This is a genomic window from Hoyosella sp. YIM 151337, from assembly GCF_026041215.1.
Classification (GTDB): domain Bacteria; phylum Actinomycetota; class Actinomycetes; order Mycobacteriales; family Mycobacteriaceae; genus Hoyosella.
Map to the genome: position 1 here is coordinate 239,696 of NZ_JAPEIQ010000013.1, position 12,957 is coordinate 252,652.

The following is a 12,957-nucleotide window of genomic DNA, read 5'->3' on the forward strand; positions in this document are numbered from 1 at the left end:
GCTCCTTATCCGAATTCTGATATGCGGTTCACTGCATGGCCCCTACAAGCAACTGGCCAAGCGCAATACCCCCGTCGTTGGGGGGCACCCGGTGATGAGTGAGAGCCCGGAACCCGCGTGCCGAAAGCGCGTTTCGCGTGAGGCTCAGCAGCAGTCCGTTCTGGAAGACTCCCCCGGTAAGCGCAACGACTGCCAGACCAGATGCCGAGCGCGCGGCTTCTGCCCAGTGCAGCGCCAGATCGGCCACCGCACGATGGCAGCGCGCGCCGATTTCACCGGCCGGGACACCTGCCCGTATGTCGGAGATGACGGCCTGCAACAGCGGGGCCGGATCGGCGATCCCGTCTGCGATCGAAAAACGGTATTGGGGAGTGCCCGGACAGCCGCGCGCCAGACCTTCGAGCTCGATGGCGGCTTCGGCCTCATAATCCACCACCTGCCGGACACCGCTCAGCGCGGCCACCGCGTCGAACAGGCGGCCCATGCTCGATGTCGTTGCGCATCCCAGCCCCGTTTCCAGCTGGTGCGCCAGAATGCGCCGCTCTGCAGCGGGACACGCCTTGACCGGTGGCAGATCCGCATCCCATGGCAGGCCGGCTGCGAAAAGGTGGGCCAGCGCCATGCGGTATGGGCGCTCGACGCTGATGTCGCCTCCGGGCAGCGGCACATACTTCAGATGCCCGAACCGCTGAACGTCCTTATAGCCGCCGATGAGAACCTCACCGCCCCACACTGCCCCATCGGTGCCGTAGCCCGTGCCGTCGAAGGCCAGGCCGATTACGGTTTCCTCGCCGCCGAGGCCGTGCTCAGCCATCGTTGCCGCGATGTGCGCGTGGTGATGCTGGACCAGACGCAGCGGGCGCGTGCCTGCATTGCGGCGCGCCCACGCTGTCGATCGGTACCCAGGATGCGCATCAGCGAACACTTGTTCCGGCCGCACGCCCGTCAGGTTCTGAAGGTGGCTTTCGGTGTTCGTGAAGGCGTCGAGTGTCGCGATATCATCCATGTCGCCGACGTGCTGACTCAGCCAAACGTATCGCCCTTCACCCACTGCGCACGTGTTCTTCACATCCGCTCCGACGGCAAGCGTTGCCGGAATCGGCACCGGCAGGGCGAGCGGCAGCGGAGCGTATCCCCGTGAGCGGCGGATCGGCATTTCCGCACCGTCCACGATTCGCACCACCGAGTCGTCGCACGGCACCAGAATCGGCCGGTCATGCAGCAGCCACGCGTCCGCGATGCCAGCGAGTCGCTGCAGCGCATCCTCGTTGCGAAAAGCGATCGGCTCGCCACCGAGGTTGCCCGACGTCATAACGAGCACGTCGGGACCGACGTTGTCCCCGGGTAAACCGAGTAATAAATGGTGTAGCGGCGTGTACGCGAGCATGACTCCCAGATCCGGGATTCCGGGAGCCACGCCGCGAGCGAGGCGCCCGGCCGGGTTTTTAGGCAGCAGCACAATCGGACTCTGTGAACACTGGAGCACCCGCAGCGAATCGCTTCGAACAACAGCGATCTCACCGGCTGTGGTGCCGTCGCGCACCATCACCGCGAATGGTTTGGCGCGCCGGCGCTTTCGGTCGCGAAGCCGGGCGACTGCGGCCTCATTGCGGGCGTCGCATGCGAGATGAAACCCACCAAGACCCTTCACTGCCACGATCGCGCCATGAGCCATCAGCATGCGCGCCCGCTGCAGCGCGGCCTCGCCGTTCAGCCGATTGGGGCCATCGGTCAATTCGAGCGTGGGTCCGCACGCTGGACATGCGATTGGCTGGGCGTGGAATCGGCGATCACCCGGATCGCGATACTCGGCCGAGCACGTGGCGCACATCGGGAATTCGGCCATGGTCGTGGCGGCCCGGTCGTACGGCAGCTCCCGAATTATCGTGAAGCGGGGGCCGCAGTTCGTGCAGGTAATGAAGGGGTGCCGGTACCTGCGGTTTGCTGGGTCCTTCAGTTCACGCACACAGTCAGCACAGATCGCGACATCAGGCGAAGCCAGCGTGCGGCCACCTGGATGTCGCGAGGTGCCGGCGATGCGAAAGCCAGTGCCGCCACGCGGCGGTATCGCTTCCGTCCGCAGCGATTCAACCACGGCCAGCGGTGGCGGGTCATGTGCAACGCGGTGCGCGAATTCGCGCACCGCGGGTTCGGAGCCCTCGACTTCGATGATCACCCCGTCGCTGTCGTTGCTCACTTCTCCGGTGAGGGCGAGCTCGCACGCAGTGGCATAGACGAATGGCCGGAATCCCACTCCTTGCACGACTCCGGTCACCAGCAACCTCTGCCGCACCCTCATCCCGAATCACCGCTAGCCGCCGCCGGGTCGGCACGGCCGAGCAGTTCGAGTCCGGCGCGGGCTTGCGCGGCAGCATCGGCGCTCACTCGATCGACAGCGAAACCCATATGGATGATCACCCAGTCGCCGGGGGCAACGGGTGGACGGTCACCGGGGAGGTCCGGCAGCATGCCGATGTTGACCTTTCGCGGCTGCCCCTCGACGTCGACAAGCGCGAGCTGGTTGCCGTATCCATCGAGCATCCGTTTTACCCGACCGGGTATACCGAGGCACATCGTTCAACCGTCCTCTCGCGAAGCAATCGGCTGCATAGCACCTGACCGCAGGGTGGTGAGGAGTTCACAGATCTTCCGAACAGCGTCAGGCACGGCATGTTCAACTTCCGGTGATAGGCCTATGCCTTCGCGAGTGGTGGCTGCTTCGCAACCGATCACGAACGTGCGCGGCAGGCGGCCGCCCAGTGCGTCGAGGCTGGCGAACACCGCCGCCGGATCCATGGCGTGGCCGTCAAGCTGAGCTGCGTTTCGCGGCACATCCAGCGACCGCAACTGCGGGAGGTCGCGCGCGGAGACCTCAAGAACGTGAACCGTCCCCGGCGCACCGCGGTTGGGCAGCGCGTCGATAAGCATGAGTACGTCCCATTGTTCGAGGAGGTCGTAGGCGAGATGCATGCCGCGGATTCCGTAGTCGACACAACGCGCATAGCTCAGCGCGCTAGCACTCCCTCCGTGCAGCGCGCGAAGGACGGCGGGACCGAATCCGTCATCGCTGAGAAAGATGTTCCCGATTCCCGCGACGAGGACATGCGGCGATCGCTGTTCTGCCATACAAGCGCCTCCTACATCTGACGGATGCGTACGTAACGCTTGATATCGGGGAGCGAGCGCACTCCAATAACCAGTCCCAACACCACCAGCAGGGAAACGGCGACCGTTGTGGCAACTCCGATTCCTTTCATGTTTCACCATCCTTTCGGGCTGCAATTGCACCGTCGCCGAGCGGTTCTAGTTCGCTCGGGGCGAAGTAGAAATAGCGGCCGAACCAGTCATGCAGGTCTGCCGCAGGGTCGTCGACAAGAACAACACCGATGTGCACGCCACCGTCGACGTCTCGCTGCACGAGCGTCACGCGCGCTACTTGGTCTTTAAAGAAAAGGTCCTGCGCGTCCGCGAAACGCGCTGGATGCACGCGCACAAGACTGCCTTTGCCCACGGACACGCCCGCGATGTCGACCTGCTCTGACTCCGGGTCCACGCTGCGGTCAGCCGCGGGATCCCACCATGGCCTCGCTGTGGATTCGCTGCTCTCTGACATCACCTCCGCGGCGCCGGGCGGTACCTGCCCGATGTCCCGGATTGTTCCGTGCAGTGCACCCAGCGACTCAGCCGTGCTGCTATCAGCACGGTCAATGATCGTCGCCGCGAGCGGATCTGTCGCCCGGGCGAGTGCCTTCTCTTCGTCGGTCATCGCCAGGATCCGCAGCGTAAGAATCTCGTCGATCTCCGTCGCATCGAACATTGACCCCGCGCTCTCCCGTGCGACTTCGGGGTAGTCATAGAGAATGATTGGCGACGCAAGCACTATGCGTCGTTCACCCGCACGTCCCGCAAGAACTGGGAAGCACCGATGATGAGTGCAGCGTTTGGCGGCCGTGGCCAGTTCAGCTGCATCAGCGCTATCGACCGCCTGGTTTTCAGGCTCGAGCAGGGACACGAACTCTGCGTCACTGCTGATGAGCAGCAGGTGCGCACCTAGCAGCGATCTGCGCAGCGCATCGGTTTTGGGGCTGGGTCCCCGCGGTGCTGGCCCTGTGTTGCGAACACCGAGTCCGAGTATCACCGTGTGACCGCTGGGCGACTCCGCGGTGACTGTCGCATGGATGGGCCAGCGGGTGCGGCGTATCCGTCCCGCAACACGGTCGCCGTCATACAGTTCTGCAATGTCTTCCCCCGCACCCACGTGCCCTGTGAGGATAGTGCGCCGACCAGGTGAGATTTCTCCGAGATCCAGCTCGTGGGCGATCGCCTCGTCCCACGACACATAATGCCGCTTGGCTATGGTCAGCGCGGGAGCAGGCACCCACGCACCGTTGCGAAATAGTTCCACTTCGCGGCGCTGCAGCTGCAGAAACCGCAGCAATACCCGTACCCGCGGGTTGCCCCCCGTACGAACGAGGCATGAGACACGCATTTCGGCGTCCTCGCCCACGCCGCGTTCCGCCGCTTCAGGCGGTCCCAGCACCCCGAACTGCCACCGGGTCTGGTTCTTGCGCGCATCGCAACGATAGGGATACAGCAAATACCCCTCGTACAGGACCGCATCTGCCACAGCCCGGGCCTGTTCCAGGCTTCGCGGATCAACCGCTGCGTCCCTCATGGCGCGACCTCCCCCGGCTCGTGCTCCCGGACTAGATCGGCTATCGCAGCATCGAGAGTAGTCAGGCCTCTTTCGGCTTTGATGCGCGCGAGCTGCTTGAGCGTGTCTGTCTCAAGCCGCAGCCAGCCGCTGTTCGGATAGTGCTGCTGGATGAGCGCGTGCCAGACCGCGACTGGCATGTCATACGGCGCCTCGCAATGCCACGGAATGCGTTCGACGTGGATTCCCGAACCACTCCTGGTGAATACGGTGCCGCTGAAAAGCAGCACGAGCGGCACGAGGCCTCCCTGGCCGTGTTCGAGCGCATGAAGGTATTTCGCGGCCGTGACCTCGAAGTCATAGGTGCATGGAATGAGTAACGTCGCGTCGTAGCTGCCCGAGAAGCCTGGAACGGTCGTAGCGGTGTGCAGCCAGGGAAAGGTGCGCAGCGTTGAACCCCACCGATCGCGGGGCCCGAAGAGGTCACGTAAGCCCGCGGCTTCGTCGCTGCTGTACTTCCGGCGCTGCGGCTCGATGCGTATTTGACAGTTCAGGACGACCGCGTAGACCAGTGCGCCGCTCGTTTCGGCGATGCGCAGCCGAACCACGAGGTTCGGGGTGACGGCGAACAGCTCCGGCTCGATCCCGAGGACGCTGAACTGCAGGTCAGTCATGGCAGACCGCCCGCGCGATCAGGTTCGGTGTTCTTACTGCGCGCCGCGATCCGTGTGAAGAAGTCCGCGATGCGGGCACGCGCTTCTTGTCCGCCGTCGAAGCCGCGCCAGACTGCGCGCAGGTGGCCGACGAGCTCGTAACACGCGTCTATGGGGACAAGGTAGCTTTCCGGTCCGTCAGCCGTGTTAGCCGATGATTCGGGTGCACGGATCAGCAGGGCCTCGACGTCGTCGAGCATCGTCCGCAGCGGCGGGATCGCCAGGGTGAACCGCTCCCAATCTTCAAGGGGCAGTTGTGATTCAGTGGCACCGGCGGGCCCGGGGTAGAACGTGACCACACGCCCGAGCACCGAGTTCCGGAAGAAGAAGGCCAGGCCGACGGGGATATCGAGCGCGTTCCACTCCGCTGCGGTTATCGCGCCCGCCCCGAACCTCAGGTAGCGGTCGGGGACCGCACGAAAGCGAAGATGCGCGTGTTCGTCGGTAAACAACAGGTAGCAGGGTCGGCAGACGCACATCAATTGGCGGCCCTGCACATCGACAACGTGCGAGTGCTCCGCAGCGATCGGTACCGCGCACATGTCGCACCGTTCGCCAGGTGGCGCGGCTGGGCGCCCCTCACGAATGCGGCGCAGCACGTCGAACGCGGGCGCACCCTCCGTTCCGCTGCTCTTTCCGGTCATCGCTCTGCCCCCGCTGGCAGACTCACGGAAAGCACTCCCTCTCTGGGCAGTACTGGCAGCGGCGTGAGATGTTCTTCACTGCCGTCGATGGCCGCGCCCGCTCGCCGCACATCGAAGTGGGCGTGACAGCGCGGACAGCGCAGCACCGACTCCCCTGCCTTGCCGCCCGCTCTTCGGTGCAGCACGGCACCAGCCATCGGGTGCAGGCAGTGGCCACACCGGTCCGCGAACGCAAAGACCTCGTCTCCGTTGCGGCATACGAGGATGGTGTGGTGACGGATCGTATAGCCCCGCACCTCACCGTCGCACAGCTCGGCGAGTTCAGGCAGCGGTGCCCAGTGCGCATGGCGATGGACCTTCGTGAAAAGTGAATCGGGTGCAATCACGCCCGATTCACGAGGGGCTGTCTCCACCTCGAGGTCAGTTACTTCGGGAGCAGCTGCCTTTATCGCGCCTTCTACCGCGAGTTCCAGCGTTACGGACGACGACGGGCAACTCTTACATGTGCCCTGGAAGCGCAACCTGGCCACACCACCGTCGATGCCGAGTAGTTCGACATCGCCGCCATGACTGCCCAGGTACGGCCGGACACTGTCGAGAGCGCGCCGTACCCGAACCTCAACGCCGTCGGGATGGAGACCATGGACGAGAAGCAGGCTTGCGACGAGGTCGTCGTCGGCAATCCTGCGGAGCAGCGTGTCGTGTCCCTCTTGTTCGGCGCACACTACTATGCGAGCGAGGGCCGCCCCATATAAGCCGACGACTTCCCGCAGCAGGTGTTCCGCACGTTCGCGCATGATCGGTCCACCCGCTGACATGGAGTCGAGCAGCGCGTCGATTCGGTCGCCGGAATTGCGCCAGTGCTCATTGCCCGGGCTGTGGTGAGCCTCTCGTTCGTTGATCATGGAGAGCCATCAGTCTGCGGTCAGTGACTGGGTGGGTGAATGCAGCTTCTCGAGTGTCTTCCCTCCGCCGAGGTACATGTGCACGCCGCAGGGCAAGCACGGGTCGAAGCTGCGCACGGTTCGCATGACATCAATGCCTTTGAAGTTCTCCCGACTGTTCTCCTCGAAAATCGGCTGCCCTTGGACCGCATCCTCGTATGGGCCGGGTGTGCCGTAACTGTCCCGCGGGTTCGCGTTCCACGGCGTTGGCGGGTAAGGGTGGTAGTTAGCGATCTTGCCGTCGCGGATCACCATGTGGTGGCTGAGGACGCCTCGCACGGCTTCGGTGAAGCCACAGCCGATGCCCTCGTCAGGTACCTCAAACGTCTCCCACGTTTTGGTTCTTCCGGCCCGGATCTCCTCGAGGGCTTTCTCGCAGAAGTGGAGCGCACATCCCGCGGCGTAGGCCTGGAAGTACGTCCTTGCCCGGTCACGTTCGATGGTGTTCGAGCCCTGCTTCGGGATCTTCCATTCGAAACTGACTGGGCCTTTCAGCGCGGTCTTCGGCAGGTTTATCTGGACACTGCTGCCCGTTGCTTTGACGTAGCCGATGTCAACCAGCCCGGCCAGCGCTGTCGACCATAGCCGCGCGAGCGGGCCACCGCCGGTATCGAGGGCGAGGTGGTCTTTGCCGTCGTACCACCGCGGCGACATCACCCATGAGTACTTGTCATCGAGATCCCGCTTCTGGGGGCGCGGATTGGTGTGCTGGTTCCACGGATGGCGCCGGTCCACAGGGTTTCCGAGCGGGTCGTGGCTCACGAACATTTCCTGATCGGACCAATCGTCGTAGTACGAACTGCCGAGCAGGATGCGGATGCCGAGATTGATGTCGACGAGCGATGTCGTCACGAGTTTGCCGTCGACGACGACACCCGGGGTGACGAACATCTTGCGGCCCCACTCCTCCATATCCTTGTACGCGAAATTGCAGAACTCAGGGTCCTGGAAGGAACCCCAGCAGCCGAGCAGAGTGCGGCGCAGGCCGACTTTCTCGTAACCGGGGAGCGCGTCGTAGAAGAAATCGAACAAATCGTCGTGCATTGGCACGACCTTCTTCATGAATTCGACGTACCGCATCAGTCGGCTCATGTAATCCGTCATCAGCTGGATTGTCGCGACGGTGCCCACGCCACCGGGATATAGCGTGGACGGGTGAACGTGACGCCCCTCCATCAGGCAGAACATTTCGCGGGTAGAGCGGCTGACCGCGAGGGCCTCGCGATAAAACTCCCCAGTGAACGGATTCAGCGAGCGCATAATGTCGCCGATCGTTGTGTAGCCATGTTCGCCAGCGTGGGGAGCCTCGGTCTTATTCGCCTTGTCCAGAACGCCGGGGTTCGTTTCGGACACCATTTTCTCGCAGAAATCCACGCCAACCAGGTTCTCTTGGAAGATGTTGTGGTCGAACATGTATTCGGCCGCCTCGCCGAGGTTCACGATCCACTCGCCAAGATGCGGAGGCCGCACGCCGTACGCCATATTCTGCGTGTAACACGAGCAGGTTGCGTGGTTGTCGCCGCAAATGCCGCAGATGCGGCTGGTAATGAAATGCGCGTCGCGGGGATCTTTTCCTTTCATGAAGATCGAGTAGCCGCGGAAAATCGACGACGTGCTATGGCACTCGACGACCTCCTTCTTCTTGAAATCAATCTTGGTGTATATACCCAGGCTGCCAACGATCCGGGTAATCGGATCCCAGTTCATCTCGACCAGGCCGTCGGGACCCTCTTGGGGCAAAGGCGGCGTTGGCAGCGGGCCGGGGCCGTGAATAGTGGAAGTCATCGCATGCCTCTTCGCTTACCAGGTGCGGGTGGCGCCGGTCCGGAGTTCCTCGCCGGGTGTGCGCCATCGTGGTTCTTTGTCGACCGTGCCGCCGGTCACTCGGCGCAGCGTGCGCATCACCGATCCGTAGACGCCGACTGTCGCAGTCGAGAGTTTGCCGCCCGGTGGTTCGTCCATGAACGGCATGAACTTGTCGGGGAAGCCCGGCATTGTGCAGCCGATGCAGATGCCGCCCACGTTGGGGCAGCCGCCGACACCGTTCAGCCAGCCGCGCTTGGGTACGTTGCATTTAACGACGGGACCCCAGCACCCGAGTTTGACAATGCACTTCGGCGAACCGTACTCCGTTGCGAACTCAGCTTCCTCGTAGTAGCCGGCGCGATCACATCCCTCATGCACGGTCTTGCCGAATAGCCACGTTGGCCGCAGCGCTTCGTCAAGCGGGATCATCGGGGCCTGGCCTGTTGCTTGATACAGCAGATAAGTCAGCGTCTCTGACAAGTTGTCGGGCTGGATTGGACAGCCGGGCACACAAATGATCGGGATGCCGGCCTTGGATTTCCAGTCCCAGCCCAGGTAGTCGGGAACGCCCATCGCTCCGGTCGGATTGCCCGCCATTGCGTGGATGCCGCCGTACGTTGCGCAGGTACCGACTGCGACTACGGCCGTGGCTTTCGGTGTCAGCCGGTCGAGCCACTCGCTGGTCGTCACGGGCTGATTGTTCTCGTTGTTTCCGAATCCGCACCAGTAGCCGTCGGCGTCGTGGAGCTTTTCGTTCGGGATGGATCCTTCGACGACGAGTACGAACGGTTCGAGTTCACCGCGATCGGCCCTGCGGAACCATTCGAGGAAGTCGTCGGCTCCCCCTTGTGGTCCACATTCGAAGTCGATGAGCGGCCAGTGCACAGCTATCTTTGGAAGCCCGGGGAGTGCGCCGAGTGCTATTTCTTCGATAGTTGGCTGGGTGGCTGCCGTGAGCGCCACCGAGTCTCCGTCGCAACTCAATCCCGCGTTGATCCAGAGAACGTGGATCAAGGTCTCTTCTGCTGCAGCCGCCGTGTCAGACATGGTTGCCACTTTCCGGGGCGGGCACCGCCCACGCCCCTTCGCCACAGGAGTCGACCTTCGGCCCACTTGCGTGACGCAGATCACATATTACGCGATCATGATCCGCGTGGTCAAAAACCTGCAGCGTTACTCACCTGCGGGAACGACACTTTCGGCGTGCGGTCACTCCGCGCATCGAACATCATCTGGCGCTTCCGCCTCAATTGATGTCTGCTGTCCGTTGGGCACCAGATAAGCGACGTACAGAACCACCGGTGAATCACCGCGATTCACGCCGTTGTGACGCGCGGTCGGTCCCACGACCTCCTCGATCACTGACCCCGCGGGAGATGTCTCTTCAGCACAGTCAGCAAAAACACGCGTCAGTGCGCCCTCGGAGACAACCGCGTACACCGGCCCTGGGTGCCAGTGCCAGCCGGTCGAACCCCCCGGGTCTATGTCGATCCGGCGCAGCGTCACCGACGTTCCGACAGCCGGCTGACCCGGCATGCTCAGCGGAACGGTGAACTGAGCAATGTCGCTGGCCTGCACCCCTGAGGGCGGTGACGCCACCGCGAGTCCCGGCGCCGTCAGGGCCAGCATCAGCGCTGCGAACGCACCACAACACACATGCGATCTTCGCATCGATCCTGCCTCATTGTGAGGGGTTGTGCCCGGCCACCGCGGGCATAAGGCGTTCGAGTTCCGCGAGCCAGCGCTCCATCCCCTCGCCGGTCTTGGCCGAGAGCGTGATTAACCGGAGCTGCGGATTGACGGCACGCGCGTTGCGCGCGCACACGTCAAGGTCGAAATCCACGTACGGCAAGAGATCCGACTTGTTGACGACCGCGAGGTCGGCAGCTGCGAAAATGTGTGGGTACTTCAACGGCTTGTCGTCACCCTCGGTCACGGACACGATGACAACTTTCGCCTGCTCCCCCAGATCGAACAACGCCGGGCACACCAGATTGCCGACGTTCTCAACAAGAAGCAGCGTGTCGTCCACAGGTGCGAGCTCGACAAGCGCACGCTCAAGCATTGACGCATCGAGATGACAGCCCGCCCCGGTATTCACCTGCACGACACGCGCCCCCGTCGCGGCGATCCGGTTCGCATCCAGGTGGGTTTCTTGATCCCCTTCAACAACGGCCACCTCGTGGCCGATTTCCCGGATCGTGCGCTCAAGCAGTGTCGTCTTCCCCGCGCCGGGCGAACTCATCAGATTGACCGCGGTGATACCGTGCGACCGCATCCACGCACGGTTTTTCTCCGCAATGCCATCATTTTTTGCCAGCACCTTCTGCTCGAGGAGAATGGTGTCTTCGCCAGCGGTGGGATCTGCCCGGACGGCTACTACATGCCCGTGCCCGTGACCGTGCCCGTGACCGTGACCGTGACCGTGGCCGTGGTCCTGTCCATGCTCATGGACGTGAGGGTGATCGGAGGCAGCCTCATATACGCGGGGGCCTTCGAGGTTTCCACATCCACATGTCGAACACATGGTCATCCCACCTTCATCGATGCGATCAAAAGCTCCCGGCCAGAAAGCAGTTCGACATCCGCACTGCCGCATGAGCACAGCAAGATTGGGTCGGGTATGACGAATTCACAACCGCAGACCGAACAATGCGCGCGCGCCGGGATGACGTCAAGGTCAAGTTCGGCACCCTCAGCGACCGTGCCTGCAGTCGCTAATTCGAAGCAGAACTGCATGGCCTCCGGTACTACCGCGCACAGCGCACCGACGTTGACCTGGACCGAGCGCACCCGGCGGCCCGCGGCATGCTCACACACCACGTCGACGATGCTCTCAACGATCGCGAGTTCGTGCATAACGCCCCCGTTTCAGGAGACGGGGCTGATGATCTCTAGGCTAGGACCACGAGTGTGATATACGCAACAGGCACTGCATAAGCTAGCTTCGCACCATGAGCGTCAACAGCCACCCGCTTGAGAAGACGGCGCAGCACATCGGTGAATCCATCGATTGGGCGACGGTACGCTGCGACGTTCCCACTGCTCCGGAGCTCGAGAACGGCTGGGTGCGCTGCGCCGACGCGGACAGCATTTTTATCGCCGAGTGGGAAGACGCGGTGACCACCATGCTGCTGCGTGATTTCCAGCGGCACCATCGCGCGGCGTCCACGTCGTATGTCCTCGACTGGTACGCGGCGATACCCGGCTATCTCGGCGGGCTTAGCTTTGCTCTCGCGAACCGTGTTCCCCGTCTCGACCGCCCGTCACTCTTCTTTCACCGCCACCCTCAGCATGCGTACCCTGACGGCCTTGCTCTCGCGAGACCCGAATTCTGGTGCCTGGCCAGTGATCCCGACGCTACACACCCCGATGCGACGGTCGTTGCATCCGCACACCATTTGGCGGCTGTGCTGCGGCAGCAGGTGAGCGCGCATGCACGTGACTTTCTGGCCGCCTACGAGCCGCGCGTTCGCATCCCCCGCCGACACCGCCTTGGTGCCTTCTTTGATGGCCTCGACACGGCTCTCTCCATGGCGCGAACAACGCCCGCGGAGGCCATCGAACTCGGGCACGTGGTATTGCCGAAAGACACTACGGATTTTCCTTTCGGATCAACGCTCTATCGAGTCCATGACGCACAGGGCCGCGAGCACCTCACCCGCACCCGCGTGAGCTGCTGCTACTACTTCAAAGTGTCCGACGGCGGCATCGCGTGCGCGACGTGCCCACGCACGTCGGCCGCGGAACGAGCAGAGCGCGTGGTGGCCTTCGCCGGCGGCGACGATTAGCCGCCGTCCAGTGCCTTAAGCATGCGTTTCAGCGCGACAAGGCGATATGACGATTCGAGGAGTTCCGCGATTTCCTGCAGGTCTGGTTTGGCCGATGTGAGGTCGAGCGCCAGCCACCCAAACGCACCGTTGTACGGCGGTACGAAGATCCGCTTATCCTGTTTGAGCGCGTCCGACTCGGACATGTCCGGCTTGAATTCGAGGCTGATCCGCTCGCTCAGACTGCCGTTGTAGATCCCGAACATCTTCTTGGCCCGGAATGTCGGCCGTCCCCAAGCTTCGACTTCAGTCGCTTCAGGGAAGCTCAAAGCGATCTCGCGTATCTCCCGAAGCCACGGATCTGTCTCGGTATACATGCGCGGGTGTGCCACGTGAGCAAGCCTACAGCCGGGCGGCACACACCAC

At 63.0% G+C, this 12,957-nt stretch carries 16 protein-coding genes; 1 reads left to right on the forward strand and 15 read right to left on the reverse strand.

Annotated elements, in window-relative coordinates:
- Positions 1-28 precede the first annotated feature (28 nt).
- From hypF to ONR57_RS07325, 14 genes are all read right to left on the reverse strand, one after another.
- Positions 29-2,299 (reverse strand): carbamoyltransferase HypF, encoded by a 2,271-nt coding sequence (gene hypF, locus ONR57_RS07270; protein WP_265122468.1) that lies wholly within the window; start codon positions 2,297-2,299, stop codon positions 29-31.
- Positions 2,296-2,574 carry a HypC/HybG/HupF family hydrogenase formation chaperone gene (locus tag ONR57_RS07275; protein WP_265122470.1) on the reverse strand — a complete coding sequence of 93 codons (279 nt, stop codon included), beginning with the start codon at positions 2,572-2,574 and terminating at the stop codon, positions 2,296-2,298. Before ONR57_RS07275 ends, hypF begins: the two co-directional genes overlap by 4 nt.
- 3 nt (positions 2,575-2,577) lie before the next feature.
- Positions 2,578-3,126: a hydrogenase maturation protease gene (locus ONR57_RS07280; protein ID WP_265122472.1), complete on the reverse strand. Its 549-nt coding sequence runs from the start codon at positions 3,124-3,126 to the stop codon at positions 2,578-2,580.
- A gap of 11 nt (positions 3,127-3,137) precedes the next feature.
- Positions 3,138-3,257 (reverse strand): hypothetical protein, encoded by a 120-nt coding sequence (locus ONR57_RS23500; protein ID WP_374116409.1) that lies wholly within the window; start codon positions 3,255-3,257, stop codon positions 3,138-3,140.
- A complete protein-coding gene (locus ONR57_RS07285; protein ID WP_265122473.1) occupies positions 3,254-4,675 on the reverse strand; it encodes a hypothetical protein in 1,422 nt (473 codons plus the stop codon). The genes ONR57_RS23500 and ONR57_RS07285 overlap by 4 nt, the downstream gene beginning before the upstream one ends.
- Positions 4,672-5,328 carry a DUF6084 family protein gene (locus ONR57_RS07290; RefSeq protein WP_265122474.1) on the reverse strand — a complete coding sequence of 219 codons (657 nt, stop codon included), beginning with the start codon at positions 5,326-5,328 and terminating at the stop codon, positions 4,672-4,674. The genes ONR57_RS07285 and ONR57_RS07290 overlap by 4 nt, the downstream gene beginning before the upstream one ends.
- Entirely contained in the window at positions 5,325-6,011 is a 687-nt protein-coding gene (locus ONR57_RS07295) for a DUF5947 family protein (protein WP_265122475.1), read from the reverse strand. Before ONR57_RS07295 ends, ONR57_RS07290 begins: the two co-directional genes overlap by 4 nt.
- A complete protein-coding gene (locus tag ONR57_RS07300; RefSeq protein ID WP_265122476.1) occupies positions 6,008-6,916 on the reverse strand; it encodes a NifU family protein in 909 nt (302 codons plus the stop codon). Before ONR57_RS07300 ends, ONR57_RS07295 begins: the two co-directional genes overlap by 4 nt.
- Before the next feature lie 9 nt (positions 6,917-6,925).
- The gene (locus tag ONR57_RS07305) at positions 6,926-8,662 is read right to left on the reverse strand and encodes a nickel-dependent hydrogenase large subunit (protein WP_265122741.1); all 1,737 of its coding nucleotides are present in this window, start codon (positions 8,660-8,662) and stop codon (positions 6,926-6,928) included.
- A 93-nt stretch (positions 8,663-8,755) separates the two neighbouring features.
- A complete protein-coding gene (locus ONR57_RS07310; protein ID WP_265122477.1) occupies positions 8,756-9,808 on the reverse strand; it encodes a hydrogenase expression protein HypE in 1,053 nt (350 codons plus the stop codon).
- 110 nt (positions 9,809-9,918) lie between these two features.
- Complete coding sequence (locus ONR57_RS23505) at positions 9,919-10,011, reverse strand: hypothetical protein (protein ID WP_374116410.1); 93 nt, start codon at positions 10,009-10,011, stop codon at positions 9,919-9,921.
- Complete coding sequence (locus ONR57_RS07315) at positions 9,971-10,432, reverse strand: cupin domain-containing protein (protein ID WP_265122478.1); 462 nt, start codon at positions 10,430-10,432, stop codon at positions 9,971-9,973. Before ONR57_RS07315 ends, ONR57_RS23505 begins: the two co-directional genes overlap by 41 nt.
- Before the next feature lie 10 nt (positions 10,433-10,442).
- Entirely contained in the window at positions 10,443-11,288 is an 846-nt protein-coding gene (hypB, locus tag ONR57_RS07320; protein ID WP_265122742.1) for a hydrogenase nickel incorporation protein HypB, read from the reverse strand.
- 2 nt (positions 11,289-11,290) lie between these two features.
- On the reverse strand, positions 11,291-11,620 hold the full coding sequence (locus ONR57_RS07325; RefSeq protein WP_265122479.1) for a hydrogenase maturation nickel metallochaperone HypA: 330 nt from the start codon (positions 11,618-11,620) through the stop codon (positions 11,291-11,293).
- Positions 11,621-11,715: 95 nt separating this feature from the next.
- Here ONR57_RS07325 and ONR57_RS07330 point away from each other — a divergent pair, with 95 nt between their 5' ends.
- Positions 11,716-12,552 (forward strand): (2Fe-2S)-binding protein, encoded by an 837-nt coding sequence (locus tag ONR57_RS07330; protein WP_265122480.1) that lies wholly within the window; start codon positions 11,716-11,718, stop codon positions 12,550-12,552.
- On the opposite strand, the gene ONR57_RS07335 is transcribed toward ONR57_RS07330, so the two are convergent.
- The gene (locus tag ONR57_RS07335) at positions 12,549-12,923 is read right to left on the reverse strand and encodes an MmcQ/YjbR family DNA-binding protein (RefSeq protein ID WP_265122481.1); all 375 of its coding nucleotides are present in this window, start codon (positions 12,921-12,923) and stop codon (positions 12,549-12,551) included. The two genes, ONR57_RS07330 and ONR57_RS07335, sit on opposite strands and share 4 nt — an antisense overlap.
- Positions 12,924-12,957 lie beyond the last annotated feature (34 nt).